Below are 26420 nucleotides of genomic sequence, written 5' to 3'. Positions count from 1 at the left end.
CTATATCCCCTAATCATAACAAAGCTTCTGCTATCCGTCGTAAAAATTTATTAGCAGCCTGTTTATTTTCAAATAACAGAGGTTAGGAAAAGCACGAAAGAATGTATTACCGATCGCTCGCTTAGCTGACTTAAGCTTTAATCAATCCTTTATAAAGCAAAGCGAAAGTTGGGATTTCAATACCCATTTTTATTCCTTCATGAACAACATAACCAGTTAAAGACTCCACTTCCGTTTCGGGCTTTCTATTGAGGTAATCGCTGTGCATAGATGAGGTCACCTCATATTTCATCGATTTCATGGTGTGAAGGGTTTTTTCTGAAATATCACTGCTTATCGAAATTTCCTTAGCAAGGGCAAGGTTTTTAACTTCATCAATAAGTTTGATGATCGTTTCATTATTTTCTTCAAGAACTTTACCTATCGGGCTATTGAAATAAGAGGTCGCAGTTGCTGTCGCTGAAATGAAGATGAATTTTTCCCAAATCGCTTTGGCAATTTTATCTGTACAATTGGCTGCAATGCCAGCATTCAAGCACAAATGCTCAAGTAGAATAATTTTTTCAGTGAGCGGGGTATCCAAGCCAAATGATAGCTTTTGAATGCTACCCGAATTTTCGATAACACCTGCGGCTTTTAAACGCGAAACAATAAATGCACAACCCTTTAAAACAGTTGCTTCCGGCAAAATTTCTTTAATCCTATCCGTTGCATCAACACCATTCAATAGCGGCAAGAGGATGGTGTTTTTATCGACACAAGGTTTTAATTGCTGAATGGTTTCCGCTAAATCATAACTCTTTGTACAAATAATGATATAATCGGCAATGCCAATCTCATTAAAATTAGCTGTTGCCAGATCTGGTCGGGTTATAAATTCATGTTTGCCTGTTATAACCTTTAAGCCATTTTCTTTGATGTGCTTCAGGTGCGCGCCCCGGGCAACAAAAATAATTTCCACATCTGTGCTTCCGGAATATTTTTTAGACAATAAGCCACCGAAATATCCTCCAACGCCACCAATTCCTACAATTACAAGTTTTATTTTAGTTGCCATAATATCAACACCTTTCTAAGTTGTACCAAGAGGAATTTATTGGTGGAGCAACGCGATTTATTTCAGTGCTCCCGTTGGATTTGTTCCCTTATCAACTACGGTTTTAATGGTTCCACTTAAATCAGAAACATAAATTTTACTTTGGATAAAAGGTTTTTCATACCCGCTGTAAAAAATACGATCATCAGCAGTTAAAAATACATATGGGACATTTATGCCTTTTGGCGAAATACGGTCGACTTTTTTACTCGCCAAATCTAAAATATATACGGCTTCAGATGGCCCGGTTAAGCCTTCCAAAGAGTCAGCATTTCCTGCGTTGAAAATGATTTTCCTGCCATCTTTTGTATAGAAGAAATGATTACTGCTTGCAAGGGCAAAATCCCCTCCAATCAAATCGGCAATGGCTTTCGTATCAATTAATTTTCCTGAAGTATTGAAAGTATAAAGATTTGTCAAATCGTGTGCAACCAACTCATTTTCATTTTTCCAGGTGGGCGAATAAACGTTTAGTGTTGAAGCATTATCGAGCATTATATAACCTGTATTATCCGATTTAATCACCCCAACTTTCCACAAATTTTTGCTGTTGAAAATGTTAAAAGCAATGGAGTTGCCATCAGGAGACCACATTGCCTGGTAATAATTATTGCTGTTTACCTGCAATTGCGACTGGCTTTTATTCTCCAGATCGGCCACCCAAATGGTTCTGGAACCCGCAGAATCAGTTACGGTATAAGCCAATTTATTTCCATCTGGTGAAATTGAAGGATTGGTGGCTCCGCCAAACGAAATCTGTTTCATGGTATCTATGCTGGTGGCCACAATTTTTTGCCCATCCTGATAGGCCAACGCAAAATTTTTACTGCTCAAGGAAACCGTATCCAAAATCGCAGTAGATTTTGTTTGATCGTTATTGTTCGGATTACAGGAAGCAAAAATGACCAGGCATGGAATAATGGCCAACGTTAAATGTGATTTGAATGTAGTCATGTACAATTTTACGAATTGTTTTAAACAAAGAAGACCCGGTTTATTTAAACCCAGATCTTCTTTGTTTATTTTTAATGAGGCCTAACCTTTTTTCTTATCTGCATAACCAAATACTTTTTGTAATAAGGTTGTGCTGCGGGCATTTAAGTTTCCTCTTATTTTTAGCTCTTCTTTAGCCACTTCGATAAATAAACCATCAATTGCTTTCTGCGTAACGTACTCGGTTAAATTGGTGTTTATGGGTTTAACAAGTGGTAAACGATTATATTGTGTGGTCAAATCTGAATAATACTTTGTCGCATTAACTTTGTTTAAGCTATTGGTAACAATCGGACTAAATTTTTGCATTAATTGTGTGGTTGTAACCCGTTTGAAGTAAGTTGTTGCGGCATCATTATTTCCTAGTAAGATATTTGTGGCATCTGCCAATGTCATTTGTTTAATTGCAGCAATAAATATTGGTTTCGCTTCTGTAGCGGCATCTTCTGCCGCACGATTTAAACTTACAATTACATTGTCGCAAAGTGTATTTAAGCCAATGCCACGTAAGGTTTTTTCAACTTTTTGAGCTTCTGGCGGCATCAGGATCTTAACAGCCAAATTACCGAAAAACCCATCTTTTACAGATAATCTATCTGCTCCCGCAGAAACACCTATTTGCAAAGCTTCTTTTATACCCTGGCTAATTTCCAGGCTTGTTGGGGTGCCGGCAGCTCCTGTGCCTTGTTTTTCGTTAACCTTGTTAAAGATATCACTGGGCTTAATCTCGGCACAACCTTGCAGATTTGCAAGTAATATCAATGCCAGGAATGAGGTGGTTAAAATATTAATTCTTTTCATTATTTGTATTTAGCTGTATTAAGCAAAATAACTGCCACAAAATTTATGCAGCTTAATTATTTAAACAAAGATAACGTTTTGATAAAAATGCAAATTAAATTTTCGGATATGATGATGATTAAAATAGACAAAAAAGCCTCAATCGTATAAGAATTGAGGCTTCAGAAATTATAATAGACGAAACTTAGTTTACGGCGATATCTTTCGCCGGTATATTCGTTTCGGGATTTTTTGGTAGTGTTACTTTCAAAATTCCATCGGCATAACCAGCCGATATATTTTCATGAAGTACCTTTCCATTTAAAGCAAAAGCTCGCTCGAAAGCCCCGTTGCTATATTCTCTTCTGTTAAACTTTTCTGTGGATTCTGAATCTTCCTGTGGCGTGTAAGAAATGGTTAAAACATCATCTTTTGTGACCACTTTTAAGTGTTCTTTGCTTAAGGCTGGTGCGTAAAGGTAAATGATAAAACTTTCTTCTGTTTCTTCGATGTTTACCGGAACACGCCTAAAACCGTGTCCGAACATTTCGTGTGCATGTCTTGCAAATCTTCTATGATGCGCACCGAATCTTCTACCTTTAGCCTCGAAAAAACTGTTCATTTTGTCTGTACGGCATCTATTTTCGTTATACATGGTGTTAATTTCTAATTGTTATTAATTTGTTAATTCATCGGCCTGGCCAATATTTAATCCGAGATGATTTGCTGGGTTCTCGAAATACCCAGTAATTGCGTAATGATGTTTGCATAAGGATAGGATGGCGATAAAACGGCGTAATCGAATTTCAAACCTCTTATCTGTACCATAATGTCATCAATAAACTTCATTGGTTCCAGTAATGCACTGATTAATCCGGATTTGGGCTTTTCATCGTCATTTTCTTCCTTTTTGAAAACACTCAAATCTTGAGTATAAGCTTTAAACTCGGCACCAATATTTTCTATTGGTGTTTTGAATTCATCAGAACTAAAGAAAGTAACTTTCTCTCCGCGGGTAATTAATTCACTCGCCAAGCCCAAAATTGGCTTCACATCGCCTGGAGATGGATTGCTTAAAACTAAAACCTGTGACATTTACTTAGTTGTTTATTTTGTTTGTACTATCAATCGGAGTGATGATGGTATCAACCGATTTTTTATTATGGTGGTTAAAGCCATGATTTCGGTAATGTGCTTGTTCGCAATCATTTTCATGGTAATGCCTGTTCCTGAAGTCCAGCCGATCGCGATGCCCGTACTGAACGGCCAAGACATTTAAGCTATAAAAAGTTGCGCCTGCAACAGCCAGTGCTAATAATATTCTAAATGCTCTCATGATTATAATTGATGTTGATTTGATTAACTGATCCGTTACCTTGTACTGTTGGTTTGTACCATTGATTGTCAATTGGAACTATCGGTGAATAATTATGATCAAATCCTTCAAATCGGTTGGCAAAGTGACGACGTCTTCCGCCTCCTAAAATCATTTTAAATACAAATCCGATTATCATTAAGGCTAATATAAATTTGAATATAAAAGGGATGAAGAAAGCAGTTGCACCAAGTATGATTCCGAATGTTATGGTTTTTAATATCTGTTTCATGATTTCTTGTTATTTAATAGGGTAGACGAAGGGATTTTATTTTTACTTTAAATAATTTGAATTTTTTTACCACCTAAGACGGCTAAGAACATCTGAGTAGCCGCCTTCTGGTAAAACAAGGACAGCAAGGCAAAAAAGATTGCTGAACTTGTCTTTATCTGCACCCAAATAGTACACTCATCATTCATTTTACAACAGCAAGTATTAATTGTAGCCACTTCGTGATCAGCATCTTTCCCGCTATTTAGATCCTGAAACAGGTTCAGGAAAACGACCATTCTTGTTAAATTCACAACGGGTATACAAAAAAAGCCAGCTTTTTTGAAGCTGGCTTTAAATTATTCTTTGTTCCTATGTCCCCATCCACCACATCGCCTTTTGTATTCTTCTTTAAATCTGGCTCTTTCTTCCTCGTTCATGTTTTGCCATTTCTCACGCATTCCTCTGGCTCTTTCTTTAAAATGTTGGCCGCCGCCTTTTTTAAAATTACCAAATAGCAACCGGCATAAAATCAACAAACCCAGTGCTTGCCAAAAATTTAGTCGCCCAGCGTGGGCCACTTCCGGCAAAATCCAATTCCATAAAAACATAACCACATAACCCAATATTGCAATAATTAATGCTGCAATTGGTAGAAAGAAAACAAATTTCCAGCCTCGATTAAATTTCCCATTTCTCATTGCCTGCTAATTTAATAGTTAATAAATTCCTGATATAAATTTTGTAAACGGCTACGCAGGTGTTTTACTGCATAACCCTTTCTTGATATTAATGTTTTAATGTTTTCTCCTGTTTCATCTGCCAGTTCTTGAAAAGTTCGTTCTTCAAGTTCATTCTGAACAAAAACGTAGCGTTGATTTTCAGGTAATTCTTCCAGCGCGAGGAATAGTTGATCCCAAAAAAGCTTTTTTAAACCTTCTTCTTCGGGCGAATAAGCGTCGGCCAATAAAATCTCTTTGAAATTAATTTCTCCGTCTTCGCCTTCAAAACTTAAATCTTCCAGATGTTCATCTTTCTGTTTTCGATATTTATCTGTGATTTTATTTCTGGCAACACGATACAACCATCCGCTTATTTGTTCAATTGCATTCGCCTCGGGTTGGTTACTCAGTTGATACCAAACGTCTTGTAAAATATCTTCTGCATCCTCATCTGTGTTTACCCTGCCCCGAATGAAGCTGAATAAGCGTTTTCCATAATTGGAAACAGTTGAAATGATATTTTGCGGTTCGTTTGTCGGCACTATTTGTTGCTTTGTAAACCAGTAAACGGATGAGATTCAATATTACTCTAAATTTTTTTCTTTTTTTTCGAAAAGGCGTAGCAATGGTTTGGAAACTCATTACTCTGAAAGGGCTATTTACCGGCAAAAAAAAAGCTCTCCTTTTTGAGGAAAGCTTTTTTGAATGCTTCAGCATTTAACTATTTTTTAGTTGTATCTGTTGTTGCAGGTTTAGCCGGAGCTGTGTTGTTTAATGATCCGCCAAGTGGAGATGGTGAAGGTGTTTTATCTAAACGCTCCTGAATAGCTGAATTTCCTACAGCAGTAGCACCACCGCCATTTTTAGTAATGGTAGTAATGCCTAATGTTAAAACAACAATTAGTGCTAATAAAATCCACGATCCTTTTTCTAAAACATCGCCCGTACGTTGAACGCCAAACATATTGCTTGTGCCACCGCCTGTTGCTAAACCACCACCTTTAGGGTTTTGTATTAATACAAACAGGCCTAAAGCTATACACACAACAATTAATAAAATGATTAAAAAGGTTACCATCGTAATATTATATTTTAAAATTTCTTTTCTATAGATTGGATAAGGTCGGCAAAGTAACGGCTTTTTTCTGGATATTTCAAACTTAATTTTTTATAAGTATCTATGGCTTTGTGATAAAGCATTTGCTCGATATAAATTTTGGCTAAAGTTTCTGAAACCAGGTCGTAATGATCTTCTGCGCTTTTTTTAGCTTTATTTTCATTATCAATTTGCTCAGGTTTGGGCGGTTTTATTGTGGGATCTTCTTTAAGAAACTTCTCAATAATTTCAGCACCTTTTGCATCTTTAACTTCAGCAGCAGGATATTCAGCTAAATGGTCTGCCACCTCAAAAGGCGTTTGAATGTGAAAAATGTGTTCCACATATTGTTGCTGAAATTCCGCTCTTTCCTGTTGCTGACCAGTTTGTTGTTTTCTTATTGCTGGTTTTGGTTGAGCATAAGGTTGAAAAATCTGCTCATGTTCTTTTCTGGTTTTAGCCAACCACCATAAAAAAGTATAAGGCAACTGATCATCATCATACTTAGAAATCCGATGTATTTCAGGTTCATCAGGGACAACAGTTTCAATTTGCGGAGCTTCTGCTACATCGGTACTTAATTTCTGTTCAAATGCAAAGAAATCAGTTGCTGCAACGCTTTCAATAAAGTCATTTTCGTTGGTAGGTAAATCTAAAAGATGACTATCAACGCCTGGTAAATGATTTGGTGTTTCAATCTCAACAGGTTTAACAACCTTTGGTACAGATTGGGCATCAATTTCCCCAATCTCATCGAAAACCTCATGTTCCGGGGTAAATTCTTCCTCAATCCGGATATCTAGAATAGCTGTTTCTTCAGCTTCGTTTTGTATTGGAACGATATTCAAGATGTGAAATAAAACATTTCCCTGGGTGTATAACGCAGCTTTGGGAACAAAAGCAGCCCCGGCTTTTGCCAACAGCAGATGAATCGGTTGCGCATAGGGAAATTGTTCTGCCATTTCCTTCAGCATGGATATATGAGCTGACTCAACCTTTCCAGGTTGTGCAAGTAAATCTGCCAGTAGCTGTTTGTTATCCATTATTGATGCTTTGCCGCTAAGTTAAAAAATGTAGGCGGTTTTTTTGAAAAAGATTCTAAGTCTGTGATTTTTGAATTAACAGAAATTTACCATTGTGCAAATGCCCTGTTGAAAATATCTTCAGTTAATTGCTTATTGATCTGATCCAGTGCATTGGGTAATGCAGCCTGTATAGATGCTCCATTTAAAGGAAAATCGAAATATTTGGTAAAACTTTCTTCAAAGCTTTCTTTTTCTTTCCCTGTGGTATTATTGGTGTATTTTACTGAAACGGTTACAGTTAAACGATTGGCTCCGGCTGTTGGGGTGGAGCTTGATTGAAGTGCAACTGGTTTAATATCATATCCGGTTATTCTACCTTCAAAAACAGCATCTCCTTCGGTAGTTGTTATGCTTAAATTTGTTTGATTACGAATTCTTGTTTTTAATGCTTCGGTAAATTGATTATTTAAGTTAGGCACAACAAGCGGCGCATTGTTTTCAAAAGTACGCACAACCACTGTTTTTAATCCTTCTGTTGATGCCCCGCTAAATTTGTAAGAACAAGAGGTTAGCGCAGCAATTAGAAATAAAGCGAATATTTTAACTTTCATAAGTGTTTTAATGTTGTTTTGCGAATCCTACGTATTATAAATTAAGCTCTTTAATTTTTCTGTAAAGTGTACGTTCAGATATTCCGAGCTCCTGAGCTGCGAACTTCCGCTTACCTTTGTGTTTTTTTAGGGCTTTCTTTATTAAATCGGATTCTTTATCAACAAGCGAAAGGGATTCTTCAACCTCTTCTGCTTCATGGGCAAAATAATCTGAATTGTTATTGCTGATATTACTGTTTGGTGTAGGTTGTTGAATGGTAAAGGCGTGTTCCTGCCCCGCGGGCAACTCTACATCTCTGTAAAGTTGGTTGATATATTGTGGGTTATCTGCTAAAACAGTAGCGGTATTACCTCCATGCTGAATGATTTCAGCAACCAGTTTCTTAAGTTCGACCATATCTTTCTTCATATCAAAAAGAACTTTATAAAGAATATCCCTTTCAGTAAAATCCTCTTTTGATTGTGAATTGATGGTCATTGGTAAATTACTTCCGGCTTCATTTGGAATGTAATTTAAAATGGCCTGGGCGGTAACGTTGCGGTCTTTCTCCAAAACACAAATCTGTTCTGCAATATTTTTCAATTGGCGAACATTTCCGGGCCAGCTATAATTGGTTAAAATTTGTATCGCATCAGGCTCCAGGTGTAATGCAGGGCTACGGTATTTGTCACTAAAGTCAGCTGCGAATTTTCGGAACAGTAAATAGATATCTTCCTTACGCTCATGTAAAGCAGGGATACGTAATGGAACTGTGTTTAACCGGTAGTACAAATCTTCACGGAATTTTCCATTTTTAACACGGTTGTAAACATCAACGTTGGTGGCTGCAATAATGCGAACATCAGTTTTCTGAACTTTTGATGAACCCACACGCAGATATTCTCCACTTTCTAAAATTCTCAGTAAACGGGCCTGCGTGCCTAAAGGTAATTCTGCAACTTCATCTAAAAAAATTGTTCCGCCGTTCGCTACCTCGAAGTAACCTTTACGGGCTTCATGCGCTCCCGTGAAAGAGCCTTTTTCATGGCCAAAAAGCTCTGAATCTATTGTTCCTTCAGGAATGGCACCACAGTTTACTGCTATAAAAGCACCATGTTTGCGGACACTCATTTGATGTATGATTTGAGAAAAAACCTCTTTCCCACTTCCACTTTCGCCTGTAATTAATACCGACATATCGGTTGGCGCAACCTGACTTGCAATATCTATAGCACGATTAAGTAATGGCGAATTGCCGATAATCCCGAATCGTTGTTTAATATTTTGTGTATCCATTCTTTAAGTATCCAATTTTTCAGTTTGCGGTTTCATTTTACCACCTAAGACAGCTAAGAGCAGCTAAGTTTAGCGATTGATTTTAAAGCCTTCTACCTTTTAAACAATTTTTCCAATTAGCGTAGCAGATGTACATCTTTCGATATATACGTTGGCATATTCGCCAGGCTTAACGCCCTCAACGGCCGGAAAAATTGCCATTGCACCACTATCTCCCCGACCACAGTAATCCTGATCTGATTTTTTTGAAGTGCCTTCTATTAACACTCGGATGGTTTTGCCAACCCATTCTTGTAAGCGCATTAAAGAGTGCGCCTGTTGTTTTGCTAAAATTTCAGCTAAACGACGTTTTTTAACATCCTCCGGAATATCATCTGCTAATTTACGTGCGGCCAAAGTTCCTGGTCTTTCCGAATAAGTGAAGTTATACGCAAAATCATATTGAACGTAATCCATCATACTCAAGGTTTCCTGGTGTTCTTCTTCCGTTTCTGTACAGAAACCGGCGATAATATCTGTTGAAATTGCACAGCCAGGAATAATACGGCGAATGGCATCAATACGGTTTATATACCATTCACGGGTATAAGTTCTGTTCATTAACTCTAAAACCCGCGTATTGCCTGATTGAACAGGTAAATGAATATAATTGCAAATGTTGTCGTATTTAGCGATGGTATGTAAAACTTCGTCTGTAATATCTTTTGGATGCGAAGTAGAGAAACGAACTCTTAAAGCTGGATTTACCAATGCCGTTTGCTCTAAAAGTTGAGCGAAATTTACGGTTTCGGTTCCGTCTTCAGAAGTCCAGGTATATGAATCTACGTTTTGTCCTAAAAGTGTAACCTCACGATAACCTGCTTCAAATAATGTTTTTGCTTCTTCAACAATAGAATGTGCATCACGACTACGCTCACGACCGCGGGTAAATGGCACTACGCAGAATGAACACATGTTATTGCAACCACGCGTAATGGAAATGAAAGCGGTGATGCCGTTGCTGTTTAAACGAACCGGACTAATATCTGCATAGGTTTCCTCACGAGATAATAATACGTTAACGGCTTTATGCCCACTTTCTACCTGCTCAATTAAATTAGGTAAATCGCGGTAAGCATCTGGTCCAACCACTACATCAACCAAACGTTCTTCTTCTAAAAACTTAGATTTTAAACGCTCTGCCATACAGCCTAAAACACCAACAATTAACTTTGGATTGCGGCGTTTTTCTACCCCAAATTGCGAAAGACGATTTCTAACCCTGGTTTCTGCATTTTCGCGAATAGAACAAGTATTAATGAAAATCACATCTGCCTGATGATAATCGCCGGTAGTTTCAAATCCTGTTTCTGATAGAATAGAGGCAACGATTTCGCTATCAGCAAAGTTCATCGCACAGCCATAACTTTCAATATATAATTTGCGGGCATCTGCTTTAACGGGTGCATCTAAAATCAAAGCTTCACCTTGTCTTGCTTCATCATGCGTTTTATCCTGTACTTGTAAATCAATCATTCTTTAAAAAGATTTTGGGGATTGCAAAAATACACAAATAAAATTAAAAGTGACAAATTGGCACGTTTTGTTTCAATGTTTACAATAGAATTGAAAATCTCGTTGCATGGCTTAAAATCTTGTTTAGCTATAAAATAATAGCAGGATGGGATTAGCCTATTTTTTGAAGCGTAAAAGCGAAAGTAGTTCCTATTCCCGGCGTGCTTCTCACAGAGATGGTTTGTTGATGGGCTTCTAAAATATGCTTTACAATGGCCAATCCGAGGCCGGTGCCGCCTACCTCTCTTGCCCGGTGATTATCAATCCGATAAAAACGCTCAAACAAGCGAAGCAAATGTTTTTCTTCAATTCCGATTCCATTATCAGTAACTTCAATGAGGAACTGATCATGAAGTTCAAATATTTTTATCGCGGTTTCGCCATTTTCAATTCCGTATTTAATGCTGTTCACAATCAGGTTAATCAACACCTGGCGGATTTTCTCCCGATCAGCATTAACCATTGTGTTAGCCGTATATTTATCCTTAAAAAAGAGCTTAATGTTTTTTGCCTTTGCCCGATCTTCTAAATTTTCCATGACCTCTTTGGCCAGTGCAACGAAATCAAATTTCTGATAATTAATGGGCGATTCGCCTGTTTCAAGCTTAGCTATCACATCTAAATCGTTAATGAGATAACTTAAACGCTCTACATTATTTTCGGCTTTTTTAAGAAACTTCATGGCCATTTCCGGGTCATCAGCAATACAATCCTGTAACGTTTCTACATAACCCTGGATAGCAAAAAGTGGTGTTTTAAACTCATGAGAAACATTTGATAGAAATTCCCGGCGAAATTGCTCTTGCTTTTTCAACAAATCAATTTCTCTTTTTTTTGCACCAGCCCACTCTTTAACTTCTTGTTCTACATCATTAATCGGATCTGAACTGACATACTCTCCAAGCGCATCTTTTAAATCCTTACCCAATTTTAAGTTATGGATGAGTTTATAAATCAGCTTAATTTTAGTGTAAATGTATTTTTCAAGCAAATAATAGAAAACCAGAAAGCTGCATAAAAAAGAAACACCGAAAGAAATGGCCAAATAATACCAGCTGTGCTGAAAATAAAAATTGACCATGCCGATGGAAATTCCAACCGCAAGCGCAGTAAATAAAACCAGCACACTTAATTTCATGGTGCAATTTAAAGTTTTTTATGTTAAGGCAATGTTATCCCGGTTGCTTTTCAGTTAAATATTTCCAATATCTTTTCGGAACATGTTTGATGTGAAGTTTGGTGTTTTTACGGGCAACGATATTGGCACTTTTGAAATAATCCTTCCACAAAACAGCATAAAGTTCTTCTTTTTCATCCATCAATATTGTGGCTGGATTTTTCTGGTTCACATCCGCTGAAAAATCAACGGTGATTTCTTCAACGGTCTGTAAATCGTAGTAAAGGCCATATTTTCTTTTCAGGTCATAAATGATCCATTGCTGGTCGGCATATCTGTTTTTAAAGTGGTTACTGATTAAAGGTAAAACATTAAAATCAGGATCGATGGCCGCATAAAACATTCCATCTCCGGTTTTTTGAAAACGAATAAAAGCTTCCATGCGATGCTTTTCCCGTTCCACACTTTTGGCATATTTTGCCAACGCCATTACATGATCATTGCCATAATTACTCTGAGCACCAGGCGCACTTTGAAAAATATAAATGGTAAACTGAAAAAGGTGTTGATAAGCATCAGGAATTTCAGATAAATAAGTGCAATAAAATTTTCTCAACCAATCTTTTTTCAACCTCTTTTGTAATCCGGCCCAAACACGGTCGGCTTTTTCTGCATTTGTGATAACAGTAAAACCTTCAGTGAACGCATCGGGTTGAAAAACCGTTGTTAACATGAGATTAACAGGACCGGGTTTTCTTTCAAACCATTCAAATACAGCCGTTAAAAGACCAGGCAAAGATCCATCGAAAATGTAAATCATCAGAAAAGAATCAATTGATTATTATCTGTTTTTAAGTATTTACTTTGACTTTCTGCCAAAATAAAGGCTTTGATTTGTGTGCCTTGATAATCTTTCAACTGATATGGACTATCTGCACACCGGATAAAATGCCTGGCCCGGTTATAAGCCACGCCAATTTTCTTCAACTGATCAATTCTAAGTTTTCCGAACTTTCGGGCCTGAACAATTTTTTGTGCCGACATTACGCCGATTCCCGGAATACGTAAAATCATTTTGTAATCAGCCTGATTGATATCCACCGGAAAATGCTGCATATTTCTGATCGCCCAGCTCAGCTTCGGGTCAATATCAATATCGAGATTGGGATTTGCATCATTGAGAATTTCCTGGACTTTAAAGCCGTAAAAGCGCATGAGCCAGTCGGTTTGATATAATCTGTTTTCGCGTAAAAGCGGTGGTTGTGTTCCCAAAACGGGCATTCGGTTATCGTTGCTGATAGGCACGTAGCCAGAATAGTACACTCTTTTTAGCGAAAAGTTTTTGTAAAAAGCATTGGCTGTATACATAATTTCTTTATCACTTTCTGGCGTAGCTCCAATAACCATTTGCGTGCTTTGCCCAGCAGGAACAAATTTAGGGACATGTTTGATCAGTTTTTTATCAGCTGCAAATTGAACAATGTTTTGCTGAACAAAATCCAATGGTTTAATTACATCTGCATGGTTTTTTTCAGGAGCTAAAAGTTTTAGTCCGGCTTCAGTAGGCATTTCCAAATTAATGCTCATGCGATCTGCATATAATCCCGCCTCTTTAATCAAATCGTCACTTGCTCCGGGAATGGTTTTAAGGTGGATGTAACCATTATATTTTTGTTCTAACCGAAGCTTTTTACAAACCAACAGCAAACGTTCCATGGTAAAATCAGCATTCTTAAAAATCCCTGAACTAAGAAACAATCCCTCGATATAATTTCGGCGATAAAAGTTCATGGTAAGCTCCACCACTTCATCAACCGTAAAGGCAGCCCTTTTTACATCATTGCTTTTTCTTGAAACACAAAAAAGACAATCGTAAATACAATGATTGGTTAACAAAATTTTTAATAAGGATACACAGCGACCATCTTCAGTGTAAGTGTGGCAAATGCCTGAAGCATGACTGTTGCCAAGTCCCTTGTTTTCATTTTTTCTATTTCCACCGCTTGACGAGCATGACACATCATACTTTGCGGCATCGGCAAGAATATTTAATTTTTCACGAATTCGATCAAAAGACATAGGAAGATATTTACTAACAAACATAGCCAATAAAACTAAAATTGTTAGTAAACAAACCGCTTTATTCCACTCGTTTTTGGAATAAGGCTATTATATATAAACAGGATTATAGTTATCTGGAAATTCAATTTTTGACAGATCAAGTATGTCTTGAAAACAACTTAATTCTTTAAAGAAAAGTTCAGCCTCTTCCTCACAATTTATTTGGGCACTTAAATTGACTTTGATGAAAGATTTTCTAAACCTTATTTGATAATAATAACCGCCATTTTGATCATCAAACTTCTCTGATATAGATGCAATATTTTCCCAGGCTGAGAAGAAATTTTTTTTATCATAAAAAAGACTGGCTTTTTCAATATTAAAGCGCAATCCTTGTCTGTTAATCGTAACCGTGCAGGGTACGAAGACCTGATTTTTAATAATCCATCTCAATGCCAGAATCATTACCAATAAGAAAGAAAAAATAAGCAGTGTGATGGCCCATAATGGTGCATTTATGGGTAAGCAAAATAAAATCATGAGCATGAGTAGTGCTCCGATGGATGGAACTCCAATTAACGCAGCAATTAATACGTTGCTTTTATGATATTTTAATTGAAAAGAATTCATCTGGCTTAATTAATACTAAGGTAAAGCCATATAAACGTTATTCAAATACCTACAAATAGGTATTGTGTACCGTTTTTTTACGGTATTTATTTGCGCAAATGACCTATTATCAACCAAATTTCATTCTGAATTCATCTAAACACAGGTCGAGTAAAAGGTTTTTTCTGATGATTAAAAGCAACAACAATGATTAACAGATAGATATTAACGCCCGAAACAAGCCATCAATCGAATTGTTATAAATAGCTAACTTTGTTATTATGGTGAAAGCTCAAATCAGAAAACAAGCGTTAAAAGATAGATTATCGATAAATGATAAAGATTATGAATTTCTGAACGCCGGATTGTTAAGGCAATTCGTTACCCTGGATTTCAGCGCTATAAAAACACTGCATATCTTTTTGCCAATTACGGATAAGCGAGAACCAAATACATTTTTGCTGATCGAATGGCTGGCAGAACATCATCCAGAAATTAAAATTATTGTCCCGAAAGCTGATTTTGAAACGGCATTGATGTCACATCATGAATATTTGGGTATTTACGATCTGCAGAAGAACCTCTACAATATCCTGGAACCTCAAAAAGGAAATGTTCATGATGGCGAAATAGATCTGGTTTTGGTACCGTTGCTCGCTTTTGATAAAAAAGGTTATCGGGTTGGTTATGGCAAAGGCTTTTACGACCGCTTTCTTGAAAATATAAATGCTCAAAAAATAGGCTTATCTTTGCATCCTGCAATCGATCAGATCGATGATGTTGATCAACACGACATTCGTTTGGATTTTTGCATTACACCAACAGAAACCATCAAATTTTAAGTTTAACATCATGGCACAGGAGATCGTTATTAAAACCGAAAAGCAATACGAAGACAACATGATCGCGTTATTTGAATTGCAGGAAAAGGAAGAGCTTACTGCCGATGATTTAAAGCAAATTGAATTGATGTTAAAAGCAGGCGAAAAATACGAAGCAGAGCATTTATAGAATTGGATTTTTCGGTCACTCATCATACTGAATTATCGCTGCGTCTTAACAAAGTCACTGACCAAATATGCAATCAATTTTGAGGTTAATTTACTTACTCTGCCATCAAGCAATCTTGTTGCGCCCTCGCTGATGTGTAGATAGGAGAATTTCTTTTCGTTGGTTAAAATTAATTTTCGAATATCATTTACAGCAAAACCTGATGGCGTTTCTGCACTGGAAAGCACATTTTGAACGCAATCTAAATCTATCTCTAATCCTGCCGCAGCATTAATTTCAGAAAGCAGATCCTGATCATCTTTCCCTTTTAAAATATCATCAAAAAACACGGCTTTAAGTTTGGGATTGATTTCGATCTGATTCAGAATTGCTTCGTTATTATAACTTTGATGAAGGCCGTACATGAAATAATGGTCAAGGTAGTTTTCAGCCAGGGCATAAGTAAATCCATTTCCACTGTGTCTTCCCTCCAGCCCGCGTAAATCTGCATGTGCATCAATATTCAAAACATCAATAGCTTCTTTTTTTGCAATGGACGTACCTTTAATTATTGGATAAGCGTTGTTGTGCCCACCTCCAATAACAATTGGGATTTTGCCAGAAGCTACAATTTTTTCAATAACAGGGTAAACCAAATCATCCATTTGAGCAACTTTACTTCTCAAGCCATTTATTGATGAATCTTCTGGTTCCTCTATTTCAAAATGACCCAAAATTAAAACCTCATCTCCAGTTAAAAAGCGATTACTCTGGATATTAAGAAAAGCTATCAAACTTGATCGCCAGGTAGTTGATGCCCCTGCGATGCCTAAATTTGCCCGAACACCAATATCTTCAGGAATACCCAAAAGCACAAACCTCGACTTGCTAGCCGCCAATCCTTCGAGTGAGATTGCTGCTATTGACGAAGTATTTTCTTTCAAATGACTATATATTTCAACCTTTTCTCCGAGTTTAGTTTCGCCATCGCGATAAATAATCAGGTTATTGATATCGCTTTGCGAATATATTTTAAGGTTGTCCATTGTAAATTTCGCCATTTAAAATAACTGTCTCTATTTGCGTTTCGCCAAAACTGTAAGGCAAATACGCAATTGAGGGCATTGGTTGTGTGATAAATAAGTTGGCTCGCTTGCCAATCGCAATGCTTCCATAATTGTTACTGATTTCCATAGCAGCAGCGCCATTTAATGTTGCTGCATTAATTGCTTGCTCTGGCTGCATTTTAAGTTTAATACAACCTAATGAAACCACAAAATTCATGTTGCCAGATGGAGTTGAACCAGGGTTAAAATCTGTAGCCAATGCAACGGGTAAATCTGCCGCAAGAAAGCCTTTTGCATTAGCAAACGGAATCCCTAAGTAAAACGAGCATGATGGCAACAACGTTACAATGGTTTCTGAATTTCTTAAATTTTCTATCGTATCAGCGTTGGTTTCTTCCAGGTGGTCAACAGAAACAGCATTGTTTTTTACGGCAACCTCTACCGCTCCTGAAACCGAAAGCTGGTTTGCATGGATTTTAGGTTTTAAACCATATTTTGCGCCTGCTTTTAAAATCTGATCCGTTTCTTCAACTGAAAAAAAGCCTTTCTCACAGAAAACATCAATATAATCAGCCAGATTTTCGGCTGCAATTTGCGGCAGCATTTCATTAATGATTAAATCGAGATATGCCTGATGGTTATTCTGAAACTCTTTTGGATAAGCATGAGCAGCCAGAAAAGTCGCTTTTATCGGGATTGGAAAACTAGCCTTCAATCGACTGATTACCTTTAACATTTTGAGTTCGCTTTCAACAGTTAAACCATAACCACTTTTAATTTCCACGGCACCCGTTCCCTGTAAAATCATTTTTTTCAACCTTGCCGATGCGCTTTCAAACAACTCATCTTCAGTAGTGTGTTGTAATTTATTTGCCGAATTTAAGATACCACCCCCAGCTGCTGCAATTTCTTCATAGGTTTTGCCTTGAATTTTCATTGCAAATTCTTCCTCCCTTGAAGCTGCAAAAACAATATGCGTGTGGCTATCACACCAGGATGGAAAAACATATTTGCCTTTTACGGAGAGTTGAGATGGCAAACTTGAGATTTGAGGCGGAATCGAATTCATTTCGCCAAAATCTTTAATCAAATCATCTTCAATTAAAAGCCATGCGTTTTCTAAAACAGGCAAATGATGCATCTCATTGCCCCGAATAACTGATTTTTCTTTGGGATGTAAGCCAACGAGACCTTTAATATTTGTGATTAGCATTTGGTTAGGTTAATGGTTAAATTTTATAAATTGGTTAATCGTTATTTAGCACAACAGTTAACCGATTCAACAATTAACCGCCTAACCAAAATTAATCCATTTCTAACAAAACCGGGCAATGATCTGAATGGATCGCATCTGGCAAAATCCTTACATTTTTTAATCTATGCTCCATTGATCGGGTAGCCAGGTGGTAGTCGATTCGCCAACCCAGGTTTTTACCTCTTGAACCCGCTCTGTAGCTCCACCAGGTATAATGATGAGGGTCTTTATTAAAATGACGGAAAGCATCAATAAAACCATTATCTAAAAATAATTGCATCCATTCCCGTTCTTCTGGTAAAAAACCTGATGAATTTGCGTTTGATTTAGGATTATGAATATCAATTGAAGTGTGGCAGATGTTATAGTCTCCGCTGACAATTAAGTTAGGAATTTCTTTACGTAATGCTCCAATATATGCATCGAAGAACGCCATGAAAGCATATTTTTTAAGCTGACGTTCGTCTCCGCTCGAACCCGATGGCATATACAAGCTCATCAATGAAAAATCATCAAAATCTGCTCTTAAAATTCTTCCTTCTTTATCTATCCATTCTTCGCCACAGCCAAATGCTACGTTGTTTGGTTTTATTTTGGTTAAAATTGCTACTCCGCTATAACCTTTTTTTTCTGCAGGAAACCAGTAATGATAATAACCAAGTTGCTCAACTAATGCAATAATTTCAGGGATTTGTATGGGAAAAGCTTTTACTTCCTGCAAGCAGACCATATCGGCATTCGTAGCCTGCAACCATCCGAAAAAGTTTTTGGTACTTGCGGCCCTGATGCCGTTAACGTTATAGGAGATGATTTTCATTCAATAGTGTCAGAATTATCGTAATGGGTAAATTTAGAAATTAATTGAATAAATGCTTAGTAATTGATTTTCCTTTTGTTAAATTTGTTTATGAGCATTGAAGAGTTGAAAATAGAAATCGCAAAAAAAGTATTTGAGACTGATGACGAAAATCTTTTAGTTCGGGTAGAAACAATCCTTTCAAATATTAATTCAGAAAATGATATATTACCTGAAAAGGTTAAACAAGGAATTAATAAAGGTTTAGAACAAGCAAAACAGGGAAAACTAATTCCTTTCAATGAAGTTAAGAAAAGACTTTCTGAGAAATGGAATTAAGCGTTTCCTTTTCTGAAGAAGCTTACGAAACATTGTTAGCAATCGCTATTTTTATCGAGGAAAATTGGGGGTATGAATATGCTCGAAAATTTATTCATAGCACATATCAAAAAATCGATTTGGTAGCACAACAACCTTTTATCTACGAGCCCATTTCTTTTAATAACACGGTAAGAAAGGGTGTTATTTCGAAATATACATCTTTCTACTACCAAATTCATCAGGAAGAAATAAGAATTTTATTCTTTTTTGATAACAGACAAGAGCCTCTGATTACATAGTAGTTTTTTGTTTTAAAGAATCTGCGGCCAACTGTTTTTCCAATTTCTTTACCTCTCTTTTTTTCAATATTGTAATATCCATTTTAATATCCTGTTTTGGCCGATTATTTTTGTCTGTTACTACTGAAGCTATTTGATCAACCATTTCCAAACCGATAACAATTTCGCCATAAACGGTATAATTTCTGTCCAGATGCGGTGTTCCGCCCAGGGTTTTGTAAACTTGTCTCTGCCATTCTGGTATTTTAAACTTCAGGCGTTTTTCTTCTAAACTGTTTAGCTGTTCATCTGTAAAAACTTTTCCCTGAACCAGATAAAACTGACTACCGCTAGATGCCTTTTCGGGATTGATGCCGTCTCCTTCTCTTGCCGCAGCCAAAACACCTTTCTTATGGAACAAACTATCTCTAAATTCTGCAGGAATAGTGTATTTCGGTCCGCCATCTCCTAACAAAGAATCGGGCTTTGCATTTCTTGAATCAGGATCGCCTCCCTGAATCATAAAATCTTTTATTACCCGATGAAAGAGTGTACCATTGTAGTAACCTTCTTTTGTAAGTTTTAAAAAATTATCACGATGTAAAGGCGTTTCATTATATAATTTTATAATGCATTCGCCAAACTCGGTTTTGATTCGGATGTATTGATTTTTCGGCTTTGCGGCAAAGACAGAAAGCACTGAAAATGTACAGATGAACAAGATTAATTTCTTCATTTGAATGGTGTTTGAGGCTAAATTAAGCTAAAAAATGAAATTCAATAAATAAATGAACTCATTATTTGAAATTTTTTGCTTTACCTTTGTACTCATGAAGTTAAAACAAAAAATAGCACTTTCTTTAACTGTATTATATGCAGTAAGTGTTATGGGTTTGGCTTTAAGTTTACACTTTTGTGGTGGTAAATTAGAAAATGTAAAACTATTTAGTGATGAAGTTTCCTGCAAATTTTGCATGGATATTCCCGCTGAAAAGATAAAAGATGATGGCTGCTGCAAGAATACACAAGTTACTGTTAAAGTCAAAGACAGCCATCAAACTGCGGCGAAAATTGAAATGCCGAAGTTGTTTTCCATTCAGCTTTTTCTTCATTCTCCTGTTTTAGAATTCCTCTCCAACATCACTCCGCAATTTTTTAACAAAATTACGAACAAAGCCCCTCCACTCTCCACCAGAGTTGCTTTACATGTTTTCAATTGCATTTTTAGGAATTAGGATTAAATGAAATCCATTATGCTGAGCAAGTTCAGCATCTACTTTGCTATTAAGCCGCTGAAATAAATTCAGTGTTTGATAGTCCGTTTAATTCCAATTCAAAAATTATGAAAACAATAAAAATATTCAGCATTATTATGCTTCTTTTCGCCGTTAAAGTTTCGGCTCAGCAAATTTCAACGGCAGATTTACAGGTAACGGGATTAACCTGCTCAATGTGTTCCAATGCAACGCAAAAATCACTGGAAACATTAAGTTTTATCAGTTCAGTAAAACCCGATTTAAATAAAAACATCTTTGTTTTAACTTTCAAAAAAGAGGCGAACATCAACCTGGATTTAGTGCGCAAGAAAGTTCAGGATGCAGGCTTCTCCGTTGGTGGCCTAACCGCAGATTTTAACTTTAACCAGGTTAAAATAGATGATAAAGGCCAGGCGATTGTTGATGGCAATGTTTATCGCTTTATAAATGCAAAAAACAAAACTTTAAACGGAACGGTTAAAGCATCTTTGGTTGATAAAAATTTCATCTCAGGTTCAGCATTTAAAAAGCAAGCGACTTCCGTTGATTCTGATGCCTATGCAAGCGGAACAACAGTTGTTAATGGCAAAAAAACCCGCGTATATCATTTAGTCCTTTCATAAAATGAAGAGGATTTTAATTCTGGCGCTGCTTTGGGCTGGCTCCATTTTAAATGTTCACAGTCAGGAACTTTATGTTTTTACTGAACCTGCGAGCAATATGCCAACGAAATCGATTGGTGCTCGTTTAACCAATGAGGGCATGTTCAACAATCCCGGGTTTGTGAGCAGAACTATTCCGGAAGTAATGATTGGTTTTAACAAAAACCTGATGATGCATGCGCAAGCCTTCTTATCAGATATGGATGGTCAATATCGTTTAGAAGGAGGGAGTTTATATGGGAAATATCGTTTCCTTTCACTGGATAATGTACAAAGCCATTTCAGGGCAGCGGCATTTGGAAGAATAAGCACCAGTAAACGCCCAACATTTACAAGAGACATTAACTTAGAAGGGGACAACAGTGGCATTCAGGGCGGATTAATTTTTACTCAACTTTTGCATAAACTGGCTCTTTCAGCAACATTGGGTTATGCTCACGCTTTCAATGACAGTGAAAAGCAAAGAGCCGGAATGCCTGAGCCAAACAATATGCTTTCCTATAGTTTATCTTCAGGATACTTAGTTTTGCCTGTTGTTTATAAAGATTACAGACAACCCAACTTTAATGTTTATTTTGAGTTACTGGGTAAAACTGACCCCGGTAGTGGTCAATCTTATTTAGATTTGGCACCAGCAATACAGATGATTTTGAACAGTACTACCCGTATTGATTTAGGATACCGTTTTCAGGCTGCAGGCAACATAGCCAATCGATATACTAAAAACATGTACCTGATCAGGGCAGAATTTAATTTTTTTAACGTTTTAAAATAAAATATCTTGAAACCATCATGATTTTTCAAGCCACATAGTGGTATGAATAAACCTGATCGCTTCATCACAATTAAAACAAATTTATACAGATGAAAAAAGTAATGATGATGATGGCTGTAATGGTCATCGCAACCACTAAAATAACTTTCGCACAAGTTAAAGCTGATGCAGCTTTCAATCAGCTATTAACAGCTTATTACGATGTGAAAAACGCATTGGCTACTGATAAAAAAGATGTGGCGACAGAAAAAGCAAAAATTTTATCTGCCAGGATTGATGCTATTCCACATCAGGATTTACCTGCTTCACAACATACCCTTTGGATGGAGCAATCTAAAATCATCAAAACCAAAGCAGCTGAACTGGCTTCGGGAAAAGACATCAAAGCACAAAGAAAATCTTTTGAGGGTATTTCTTATGCTATGATTAAAACTGTTAGAAACATCAAATTTAACAATACCACCGTTTACATTCAGCATTGCCCAATGGCGAAAGCAAGTTGGTTAAATGAAAAAGAAAACATTGAAAACCCATATTATGGAAGCATGATGTTTGATTGTGGCGATGTTACGGAAACCATAAAATCGAAATAATGAACCTGCATATCAAAAATATGGTATGCAACCGTTGCAAAATGGTGGTTAAAGCTGAGCTTGAAAAGCTTGGCTTTAACCCTGTTTCTGTAGAACTCGGTAAAGTTTTGTTAACGGAAACCATTTCTGCGGATGATAAAATCACAATCGGTAGAAGCTTAAAAAGCTTTGGTTTTGAATTACTGGAAGATAAAAAAACTCAAATTGCTGAACAGATAAAAACTGCAATAATAAACCTGGTTCATTATACCGATGAACCGTTAAAAATTAATCTGTCTTCCTACTTAAGTGAAAAGCTTAATCTGGAATATGCTCAGCTTAGTGCAGTTTTTTCAGAGGTTGAAAACCAAACCATCGAAAAATATTTCATCGCACAAAAAATTGAAAAGGCGAAGGAAATGCTTACTTATGGCGAACTTACGTTAAGTGAAATCGCTTATCAATTGAACTATAGCAGCGTTGCCCATCTTTCTGCGCAGTTTAAAAAAGTTGCAGGTTTAACACCATCAAATTACAAGGCCCAGTCAAAAGATAGCAGAAAAACATTAGACGAAATATGAGCTAAGAACATAATAGCTTTCGAACGCTATTATGTTTTCTTATCATAAATCAAGTCGATGCTTTAATTAGTACTGTACTTTTGTGTATAAGTTTTTCAAGATGTCAACTTTATCACAATTCAGAAATTTTACTCAGCGTTTGCCTCAAACGGAGTTAATGCCAACGGTTTTTATTGGTCATGGTTCGCCAATGAATGGCATTGAACATAATGAGTTTAGTGAGGGTTGGATGGATTTGGCCAGGAATATTCCTGTTCCGAAGGCCGTTCTGGTTGTTTCAGCACATTGGTACACGCATGGAACTTTCGTGACCGCTATGGATTTCCCAACTACTATTCATGATTTTGGTGGTTTCCCGCAAAGCCTTTTCGATGTGCAATATCCTGCCCCTGGCGATACGGAATTGGCAGCACAAATCCCGAATCTGGTTCACTCTACAAATGTTGGCTTAGATCATGATTGGGGCCTGGATCACGGAACCTGGACGGTTGTAAAACACATGTATCCTGATGCAAACATTCCCGTTTTACAATTGAGCATCGATTACACGAAATCTCCAGAGCAACATTATGAAATCGCGAAAGAGATTTATGCGCTTCGCAAAAAGGGCGTGCTGGTTATTGGTAGTGGAAATATGGTGCACAACCTTAGGATGTTGAGTTGGGAAATGATTAATGGCGGCGGTTACGATTGGGCAATTGAAATAAACGACAAGTTCAAAAATCTCATTGCAAACGGCGACCATAAACCATTGATCAATTATCGCAATTTAGGTGCTGATGCCATGCTGGCCATCCCTACTCCTGAGCATTATTTACCATTAATTTATACCATGGGCTTAAAAAATGAAAAGGAAGAGGTTTCTTTCTTCAATGATAAAGCGGTTGGCGGTTCTTTAACCATGACTTCGGTTTTGGTGGGGTAATTGGGCCAGGAAGAGATTTCTTTGTTTATCAACCTGATTGGACCGGAAATACTTTTGTTGCAACAACAGATACTTTGTTCTACGATTGGCGTTTTTCGTAATTTACTGTTAATCACGAGTTGAGTTTTTAAATAAAGAACATCCCGCAGATTTTATTTTTTTCTGCGTAATCAGCGGCATCTGCGGGAAATACCAGGAAAATCTCAAAGCCATTTATATTGATTTTTATGATCACGAAGTAGCTGCGAAGCAAATAAATTATCACTATATCATTAACATGTTTTTGTAATTTATTTTTAAAAGAACATCCCGCAGATTTAAGAAGATCACGCAGATTTTATTTTTTTCTGCATAATCTGCGGGAAATACCAGGAAAATCTCAAAGCCATTTATATTGATTTTGATGATCACGAAGTAGCTGCGAAGCAAATAAATTATCACTATATCATTAACATGTTTTTGTAATTTATTTTTAAAAGAACATCCCGCAGATTTAAGAAGATCACGCAGATTTTATTTTTTTCTGCATAATCTGCGGGAAATACCAGGAAAATCTCAAAGCCATTCATATTGATTTTTATGATCACGAAGTAGCTGCAAGGCAAATAAATTATCACTATACCATTAACATGTTTTTTTTAATTTATTTTTAAAAGAACATCCCGCAGATTTAAGAAAATTACGCAGATTTTATTTTTTTCTGCGTAATCAGCGGCATCTGCGGGAAATACCAGGAAAATCTCAAAGCCATTCATATTAATTTTGATGATCACGAAGTAGCTGCGAAGCAAATAAATTATCACTATACCATTAACATGTTTGTTTTAATTTATTTTAAAAGAACATCCCGCAGATTTAAGAAGATCATGCAGATTTTATTTTTTTCTGCGTAATCGCGGCATCTGCGGGAAAAACAAGGAAATCTCATTGTCGAAATTCTATAACATTTTATGATTATTCTATAACGGTTCCCGCCTGCCCAATAGGTAAATTTGCATAAAAATTTTATCATGACGCATACTTATCAACTGACCGGCATGACTTGCAGCAGTTGCGAAAATAAAGTAAAAAATAACCTGTTGGTTTTACCAGATGTGACTGCTGTTGAGGTTTCAAAAGATACCCATTCGGCAACAATCATTATGAATCAACACGTCGCTTTAAATGCACTTCAACAAGCGTTGGGCGGTTCTGAAAGCAAATATCAAATCTCTGCGACTGAACATAAGGAAATTCTTGAAGAAACAAAATCATGGGTAGAAACCTATAAGCCAATCTTATTAATTTTTGGTTATGTAACTGCGGTTTCTCTTTTGGTTTCATGGCAAGATAACGCTGTAAATTTTATGGTTTTCATGCGCATTTTTATGGCTGGCTTTTTCCTCACGTTTTCATTTTTCAAGTTGCTAAACCTAAAAGCTTTTGCCGAAAGTTATGCCATGTATGATATTGTTGCTAAAAAATTTAACGCATGGGGTTACATTTATGCTTTTATAGAACTCGGATTGGGATTAAGTTTTGCCCTTAATTTATCTCCTGTTGTGGTGAATTGGGTAACACTTATTGTTATGACAGTAAGTGTTCTTGGTGTTTTAGAAAGTGTTTTGAATAAGAAAAAGATTCAATGTGCTTGTTTAGGTGCGGTATTTAACTTACCAATGAGTACGGTAACGATTGTTGAAGATGCTATCATGATAGCCATGAGCGCCGCGATGCTGGTGTTGATGTAATTATAGCTTTCCTAACAACTCATCTGGTGGAAACACCGGGATTTCAGCCGCTTTGAAGTCCTTAATATTTCTAGTTACTATATAATCTAGTTTTTCAGCATTGTAAGCACAAAGAATTTGTAATGCATCTTCAAAATCATTATGCTTTGATTTTAATCCCCTTTTGATAATATTCTGATCTACAGCAATGATTTGAACATATTCCAAGACTTCATAAAGTACTTGTCTTAGCTGCTTTTCTTCTAAATATTTTTTAAGTAAATAGTGAGTAGCAGCAATTGTATGAGATGATGTAAATAATTGGATTTCTTTTCTCTCAGCCTTTTCGAAAATTTCTATGGCAAATTTACTGAATGGTTTTCTATCTGCAATTAAGTCAACGATGATGTTGGTGTCAACAAATATTTTTTTCATAAATGTTTGTTTTCAAAATATTCTCTAATCGCAGTTTCTTCATCAAAATCATCAGGTAATTTTACTGCTCCAACAATTCCTTTCAACTTCGAAGAAATGACAGGTTTCTCATCAAGCGTTATTGTTTCTAAATACTTTCCAACCAATTCAGATAAACTCCTTCCTGTTCGTTTAGCATAAGATTTAGCTTTTTCAATAGTAGCTTTTTCAACGGTTAAAGTGAGTTTCGTTACCATAATACGTGTGATATATTCAAATATACGTGTTGTATT

35 protein-coding genes are annotated in these 26420 nt (G+C 36.6%); 11 read left to right on the top strand and 24 right to left on the bottom strand.

The window, feature by feature from the left end; translation table 11 throughout:
- Positions 1-130 precede the first annotated feature (130 nt).
- The 18 genes from DU508_RS06580 to DU508_RS06490 form a co-directional block, all read right to left on the bottom strand.
- On the bottom strand, positions 131-1057 hold the full coding sequence (locus DU508_RS06580) for a ketopantoate reductase family protein (RefSeq protein WP_115402048.1): 927 nt from the start codon (positions 1055-1057) through the stop codon (positions 131-133).
- Positions 1058-1114: 57 nt separating this feature from the next.
- Positions 1115-2050: a TolB family protein gene (locus DU508_RS06575; protein ID WP_115402047.1), complete on the bottom strand. Its 936-nt coding sequence runs from the start codon at positions 2048-2050 to the stop codon at positions 1115-1117.
- An 81-nt stretch (positions 2051-2131) separates the two neighbouring features.
- The gene (locus DU508_RS06570) at positions 2132-2890 is read right to left on the bottom strand and encodes a DUF4197 domain-containing protein (RefSeq protein WP_115402046.1); all 759 of its coding nucleotides are present in this window, start codon (positions 2888-2890) and stop codon (positions 2132-2134) included.
- A 184-nt stretch (positions 2891-3074) separates the two neighbouring features.
- Entirely contained in the window at positions 3075-3491 is a 417-nt protein-coding gene (locus DU508_RS06565; RefSeq protein ID WP_199562662.1) for an Hsp20/alpha crystallin family protein, read from the bottom strand.
- 86 nt (positions 3492-3577) lie between these two features.
- On the bottom strand, positions 3578-3964 hold the full coding sequence (locus tag DU508_RS06560; RefSeq protein ID WP_115402044.1) for a glycosyltransferase: 387 nt from the start codon (positions 3962-3964) through the stop codon (positions 3578-3580).
- 4 nt (positions 3965-3968) lie between these two features.
- A complete protein-coding gene (locus tag DU508_RS06555; protein ID WP_115402043.1) occupies positions 3969-4205 on the bottom strand; it encodes a hypothetical protein in 237 nt (78 codons plus the stop codon).
- The gene (locus tag DU508_RS06550; RefSeq protein WP_115402042.1) at positions 4192-4476 is read right to left on the bottom strand and encodes a hypothetical protein; all 285 of its coding nucleotides are present in this window, start codon (positions 4474-4476) and stop codon (positions 4192-4194) included. Before DU508_RS06550 ends, DU508_RS06555 begins: the two co-directional genes overlap by 14 nt.
- Before the next feature lie 338 nt (positions 4477-4814).
- Positions 4815-5156: an HMG-box domain-containing protein gene (locus DU508_RS06540; protein WP_199562661.1), complete on the bottom strand. Its 342-nt coding sequence runs from the start codon at positions 5154-5156 to the stop codon at positions 4815-4817.
- Positions 5157-5167: 11 nt separating this feature from the next.
- On the bottom strand, positions 5168-5719 hold the full coding sequence (locus DU508_RS06535) for an RNA polymerase sigma factor (protein ID WP_115402040.1): 552 nt from the start codon (positions 5717-5719) through the stop codon (positions 5168-5170).
- A 179-nt stretch (positions 5720-5898) separates the two neighbouring features.
- Positions 5899-6255 carry a preprotein translocase subunit SecG gene (gene secG / locus DU508_RS06530; RefSeq protein WP_115402039.1) on the bottom strand — a complete coding sequence of 119 codons (357 nt, stop codon included), beginning with the start codon at positions 6253-6255 and terminating at the stop codon, positions 5899-5901.
- Positions 6256-6269: 14 nt separating this feature from the next.
- Positions 6270-7316: a hypothetical protein gene (locus DU508_RS06525; RefSeq protein ID WP_115402038.1), complete on the bottom strand. Its 1047-nt coding sequence runs from the start codon at positions 7314-7316 to the stop codon at positions 6270-6272.
- 86 nt (positions 7317-7402) lie between these two features.
- A complete protein-coding gene (locus tag DU508_RS06520) occupies positions 7403-7909 on the bottom strand; it encodes an LptE family protein (protein WP_115402037.1) in 507 nt (168 codons plus the stop codon).
- Between the two features lie 34 nt (positions 7910-7943).
- Complete coding sequence (locus DU508_RS06515; RefSeq protein WP_115402036.1) at positions 7944-9185, bottom strand: sigma-54 interaction domain-containing protein; 1242 nt, start codon at positions 9183-9185, stop codon at positions 7944-7946.
- A gap of 99 nt (positions 9186-9284) precedes the next feature.
- Entirely contained in the window at positions 9285-10700 is a 1416-nt protein-coding gene (miaB, locus tag DU508_RS06510) for a tRNA (N6-isopentenyl adenosine(37)-C2)-methylthiotransferase MiaB (protein WP_115402035.1), read from the bottom strand.
- A 151-nt stretch (positions 10701-10851) separates the two neighbouring features.
- Positions 10852-11877, bottom strand: a complete 1026-nt coding sequence (locus DU508_RS06505; protein ID WP_115402034.1) for a sensor histidine kinase — start codon at positions 11875-11877, stop codon at positions 10852-10854.
- Positions 11878-11911: 34 nt separating this feature from the next.
- On the bottom strand, positions 11912-12676 hold the full coding sequence (locus DU508_RS06500; RefSeq protein ID WP_199562660.1) for a TIGR03915 family putative DNA repair protein: 765 nt from the start codon (positions 12674-12676) through the stop codon (positions 11912-11914).
- The gene (locus DU508_RS06495; RefSeq protein ID WP_115402032.1) at positions 12676-13935 is read right to left on the bottom strand and encodes a putative DNA modification/repair radical SAM protein; all 1260 of its coding nucleotides are present in this window, start codon (positions 13933-13935) and stop codon (positions 12676-12678) included. Before DU508_RS06495 ends, DU508_RS06500 begins: the two co-directional genes overlap by 1 nt.
- Positions 13936-14025: 90 nt before the next feature.
- On the bottom strand, positions 14026-14547 hold the full coding sequence (locus DU508_RS06490; protein WP_115402031.1) for a hypothetical protein: 522 nt from the start codon (positions 14545-14547) through the stop codon (positions 14026-14028).
- A 260-nt stretch (positions 14548-14807) separates the two neighbouring features.
- On the opposite strand from DU508_RS06490, the gene DU508_RS06485 reads away from it, so the two are divergent.
- A complete protein-coding gene (locus DU508_RS06485) occupies positions 14808-15368 on the top strand; it encodes a 5-formyltetrahydrofolate cyclo-ligase (protein ID WP_115402030.1) in 561 nt (186 codons plus the stop codon).
- A gap of 10 nt (positions 15369-15378) precedes the next feature.
- Positions 15379-15537, top strand: a complete 159-nt coding sequence (locus tag DU508_RS23780) for a hypothetical protein (RefSeq protein WP_158542131.1) — start codon at positions 15379-15381, stop codon at positions 15535-15537.
- Positions 15538-15569: 32 nt separating this feature from the next.
- Here DU508_RS23780 and DU508_RS06480 read toward each other — a convergent pair whose 3' ends face one another.
- The 3 genes from DU508_RS06480 to DU508_RS06470 form a co-directional block, all read right to left on the bottom strand.
- Positions 15570-16562 carry a formimidoylglutamase gene (locus DU508_RS06480; RefSeq protein WP_115402029.1) on the bottom strand — a complete coding sequence of 331 codons (993 nt, stop codon included), beginning with the start codon at positions 16560-16562 and terminating at the stop codon, positions 15570-15572.
- Positions 16549-17796, bottom strand: coding sequence for an imidazolonepropionase (gene hutI, locus DU508_RS06475; protein WP_115402028.1), 1248 nt, complete (start codon positions 17794-17796; stop codon positions 16549-16551). Before hutI ends, DU508_RS06480 begins: the two co-directional genes overlap by 14 nt.
- A gap of 91 nt (positions 17797-17887) precedes the next feature.
- A complete protein-coding gene (locus DU508_RS06470) occupies positions 17888-18655 on the bottom strand; it encodes an exodeoxyribonuclease III (protein WP_115402027.1) in 768 nt (255 codons plus the stop codon).
- Positions 18656-18745: 90 nt separating this feature from the next.
- On the opposite strand from DU508_RS06470, the gene DU508_RS06465 reads away from it, so the two are divergent.
- Together DU508_RS06465 and DU508_RS06460 are read left to right on the top strand one after the other, a co-directional pair.
- Entirely contained in the window at positions 18746-18973 is a 228-nt protein-coding gene (locus DU508_RS06465) for a hypothetical protein (RefSeq protein ID WP_115402026.1), read from the top strand.
- A complete protein-coding gene (locus tag DU508_RS06460; RefSeq protein ID WP_115402025.1) occupies positions 18964-19254 on the top strand; it encodes a type II toxin-antitoxin system RelE/ParE family toxin in 291 nt (96 codons plus the stop codon). The genes DU508_RS06465 and DU508_RS06460 overlap by 10 nt, the downstream gene beginning before the upstream one ends.
- Here DU508_RS06460 and DU508_RS06455 read toward each other — a convergent pair.
- A complete protein-coding gene (locus DU508_RS06455) occupies positions 19247-19969 on the bottom strand; it encodes a peptidylprolyl isomerase (protein ID WP_115402024.1) in 723 nt (240 codons plus the stop codon). The two genes, DU508_RS06460 and DU508_RS06455, sit on opposite strands and share 8 nt — an antisense overlap.
- A 94-nt stretch (positions 19970-20063) precedes the next feature.
- On the opposite strand from DU508_RS06455, the gene DU508_RS06450 reads away from it, so the two are divergent.
- The 7 genes from DU508_RS06450 (at position 20064) to DU508_RS06420 (ending at position 25734) form a co-directional block, all read left to right on the top strand.
- The gene (locus DU508_RS06450) at positions 20064-20468 is read left to right on the top strand and encodes an HYC_CC_PP family protein (protein WP_115402023.1); all 405 of its coding nucleotides are present in this window, start codon (positions 20064-20066) and stop codon (positions 20466-20468) included.
- A 107-nt stretch (positions 20469-20575) separates the two neighbouring features.
- On the top strand, positions 20576-21112 hold the full coding sequence (locus tag DU508_RS06445) for a heavy-metal-associated domain-containing protein (protein WP_115402022.1): 537 nt from the start codon (positions 20576-20578) through the stop codon (positions 21110-21112).
- Position 21113: 1 nt separating this feature from the next.
- On the top strand, positions 21114-21926 hold the full coding sequence (locus DU508_RS06440) for a hypothetical protein (RefSeq protein WP_115402021.1): 813 nt from the start codon (positions 21114-21116) through the stop codon (positions 21924-21926).
- Between the two features lie 89 nt (positions 21927-22015).
- The gene (locus DU508_RS06435; RefSeq protein WP_115402020.1) at positions 22016-22519 is read left to right on the top strand and encodes a DUF3347 domain-containing protein; all 504 of its coding nucleotides are present in this window, start codon (positions 22016-22018) and stop codon (positions 22517-22519) included.
- Positions 22519-23079, top strand: a complete 561-nt coding sequence (locus DU508_RS06430; RefSeq protein WP_115402019.1) for a helix-turn-helix domain-containing protein — start codon at positions 22519-22521, stop codon at positions 23077-23079. Before DU508_RS06435 ends, DU508_RS06430 begins: the two co-directional genes overlap by 1 nt.
- A 100-nt stretch (positions 23080-23179) precedes the next feature.
- On the top strand, positions 23180-24004 hold the full coding sequence (gene ygiD, locus DU508_RS06425; protein WP_115402018.1) for a 4,5-DOPA-extradiol-dioxygenase: 825 nt from the start codon (positions 23180-23182) through the stop codon (positions 24002-24004).
- 1010 nt (positions 24005-25014) lie between these two features.
- Positions 25015-25734, top strand: coding sequence for a heavy-metal-associated domain-containing protein (locus tag DU508_RS06420; protein WP_115402017.1), 720 nt, complete (start codon positions 25015-25017; stop codon positions 25732-25734).
- Here the strand turns inward: DU508_RS06420 and DU508_RS06415 are convergent, their stop codons facing one another.
- Together DU508_RS06415 and DU508_RS06410 are read right to left on the bottom strand one after the other, a co-directional pair.
- Positions 25735-26148 (bottom strand): type II toxin-antitoxin system VapC family toxin, encoded by a 414-nt coding sequence (locus DU508_RS06415; RefSeq protein ID WP_115402016.1) that lies wholly within the window; start codon positions 26146-26148, stop codon positions 25735-25737.
- On the bottom strand, positions 26145-26384 hold the full coding sequence (locus DU508_RS06410; RefSeq protein WP_115402015.1) for a DUF6364 family protein: 240 nt from the start codon (positions 26382-26384) through the stop codon (positions 26145-26147). The genes DU508_RS06415 and DU508_RS06410 overlap by 4 nt, the downstream gene beginning before the upstream one ends.
- Between the last annotated feature and the right edge of the window lie 36 nt (positions 26385-26420).

The organism is Pedobacter chinensis, from assembly GCF_003339865.1.
Taxonomy (GTDB): domain Bacteria; phylum Bacteroidota; class Bacteroidia; order Sphingobacteriales; family Sphingobacteriaceae; genus Pedobacter; species Pedobacter chinensis.
Note: the sequence above shows the minus strand (reverse complement) of the source record. Positions and strands in the feature narration are given on the sequence as shown.

What these genes read in the sequence shown, in the direction of transcription:
- DU508_RS06500 (WP_199562660.1), bottom strand. Translation starts at nt 12,676, where the DNA reads ATGATTTACATTTTCGATGGATCTTTGCCTGGTCTTTTAACGGCTGTA.
- DU508_RS06465 (WP_115402026.1), top strand. Translation starts at nt 18,746, where the DNA reads ATGAGCATTGAAGAGTTGAAAATAGAAATCGCAAAAAAAGTATTTGAG.
- DU508_RS06570 (WP_115402046.1), bottom strand. Translation starts at nt 2,890, where the DNA reads ATGAAAAGAATTAATATTTTAACCACCTCATTCCTGGCATTGATATTA.
- DU508_RS06525 (WP_115402038.1), bottom strand. Translation starts at nt 7,316, where the DNA reads ATGGATAACAAACAGCTACTGGCAGATTTACTTGCACAACCTGGAAAG.
- DU508_RS06420 (WP_115402017.1), top strand. Translation starts at nt 25,015, where the DNA reads ATGACGCATACTTATCAACTGACCGGCATGACTTGCAGCAGTTGCGAA.
- DU508_RS06415 (WP_115402016.1), bottom strand. Translation starts at nt 26,148, where the DNA reads ATGAAAAAAATATTTGTTGACACCAACATCATCGTTGACTTAATTGCA.
- DU508_RS06490 (WP_115402031.1), bottom strand. Translation starts at nt 14,547, where the DNA reads ATGAATTCTTTTCAATTAAAATATCATAAAAGCAACGTATTAATTGCT.
- DU508_RS06575 (WP_115402047.1), bottom strand. Translation starts at nt 2,050, where the DNA reads ATGACTACATTCAAATCACATTTAACGTTGGCCATTATTCCATGCCTG.
- ygiD (WP_115402018.1), top strand. Translation starts at nt 23,180, where the DNA reads ATGTCAACTTTATCACAATTCAGAAATTTTACTCAGCGTTTGCCTCAA.
- DU508_RS06520 (WP_115402037.1), bottom strand. Translation starts at nt 7,909, where the DNA reads ATGAAAGTTAAAATATTCGCTTTATTTCTAATTGCTGCGCTAACCTCT.
- DU508_RS06495 (WP_115402032.1), bottom strand. Translation starts at nt 13,935, where the DNA reads ATGTCTTTTGATCGAATTCGTGAAAAATTAAATATTCTTGCCGATGCC.
- DU508_RS06445 (WP_115402022.1), top strand. Translation starts at nt 20,576, where the DNA reads ATGAAAACAATAAAAATATTCAGCATTATTATGCTTCTTTTCGCCGTT.
- DU508_RS06480 (WP_115402029.1), bottom strand. Translation starts at nt 16,562, where the DNA reads ATGGACAACCTTAAAATATATTCGCAAAGCGATATCAATAACCTGATT.
- DU508_RS06455 (WP_115402024.1), bottom strand. Translation starts at nt 19,969, where the DNA reads ATGAAGAAATTAATCTTGTTCATCTGTACATTTTCAGTGCTTTCTGTC.
- DU508_RS06410 (WP_115402015.1), bottom strand. Translation starts at nt 26,384, where the DNA reads ATGGTAACGAAACTCACTTTAACCGTTGAAAAAGCTACTATTGAAAAA.
- DU508_RS06540 (WP_199562661.1), bottom strand. Translation starts at nt 5,156, where the DNA reads ATGAGAAATGGGAAATTTAATCGAGGCTGGAAATTTGTTTTCTTTCTA.
- DU508_RS06450 (WP_115402023.1), top strand. Translation starts at nt 20,064, where the DNA reads ATGAAGTTAAAACAAAAAATAGCACTTTCTTTAACTGTATTATATGCA.
- DU508_RS06560 (WP_115402044.1), bottom strand. Translation starts at nt 3,964, where the DNA reads ATGTCACAGGTTTTAGTTTTAAGCAATCCATCTCCAGGCGATGTGAAG.
- DU508_RS06440 (WP_115402021.1), top strand. Translation starts at nt 21,114, where the DNA reads ATGAAGAGGATTTTAATTCTGGCGCTGCTTTGGGCTGGCTCCATTTTA.
- DU508_RS06515 (WP_115402036.1), bottom strand. Translation starts at nt 9,185, where the DNA reads ATGGATACACAAAATATTAAACAACGATTCGGGATTATCGGCAATTCG.
- DU508_RS06505 (WP_115402034.1), bottom strand. Translation starts at nt 11,877, where the DNA reads ATGAAATTAAGTGTGCTGGTTTTATTTACTGCGCTTGCGGTTGGAATT.
- DU508_RS06460 (WP_115402025.1), top strand. Translation starts at nt 18,964, where the DNA reads ATGGAATTAAGCGTTTCCTTTTCTGAAGAAGCTTACGAAACATTGTTA.
- DU508_RS06485 (WP_115402030.1), top strand. Translation starts at nt 14,808, where the DNA reads ATGGTGAAAGCTCAAATCAGAAAACAAGCGTTAAAAGATAGATTATCG.
- DU508_RS23780 (WP_158542131.1), top strand. Translation starts at nt 15,379, where the DNA reads ATGGCACAGGAGATCGTTATTAAAACCGAAAAGCAATACGAAGACAAC.
- miaB (WP_115402035.1), bottom strand. Translation starts at nt 10,700, where the DNA reads ATGATTGATTTACAAGTACAGGATAAAACGCATGATGAAGCAAGACAA.
- DU508_RS06470 (WP_115402027.1), bottom strand. Translation starts at nt 18,655, where the DNA reads ATGAAAATCATCTCCTATAACGTTAACGGCATCAGGGCCGCAAGTACC.
- DU508_RS06550 (WP_115402042.1), bottom strand. Translation starts at nt 4,476, where the DNA reads ATGAAACAGATATTAAAAACCATAACATTCGGAATCATACTTGGTGCA.
- DU508_RS06435 (WP_115402020.1), top strand. Translation starts at nt 22,016, where the DNA reads ATGAAAAAAGTAATGATGATGATGGCTGTAATGGTCATCGCAACCACT.
- DU508_RS06555 (WP_115402043.1), bottom strand. Translation starts at nt 4,205, where the DNA reads ATGAGAGCATTTAGAATATTATTAGCACTGGCTGTTGCAGGCGCAACT.
- secG (WP_115402039.1), bottom strand. Translation starts at nt 6,255, where the DNA reads ATGGTAACCTTTTTAATCATTTTATTAATTGTTGTGTGTATAGCTTTA.
- DU508_RS06430 (WP_115402019.1), top strand. Translation starts at nt 22,519, where the DNA reads ATGAACCTGCATATCAAAAATATGGTATGCAACCGTTGCAAAATGGTG.
- DU508_RS06580 (WP_115402048.1), bottom strand. Translation starts at nt 1,057, where the DNA reads ATGGCAACTAAAATAAAACTTGTAATTGTAGGAATTGGTGGCGTTGGA.
- DU508_RS06565 (WP_199562662.1), bottom strand. Translation starts at nt 3,491, where the DNA reads ATGAACAGTTTTTTCGAGGCTAAAGGTAGAAGATTCGGTGCGCATCAT.
- hutI (WP_115402028.1), bottom strand. Translation starts at nt 17,796, where the DNA reads ATGCTAATCACAAATATTAAAGGTCTCGTTGGCTTACATCCCAAAGAA.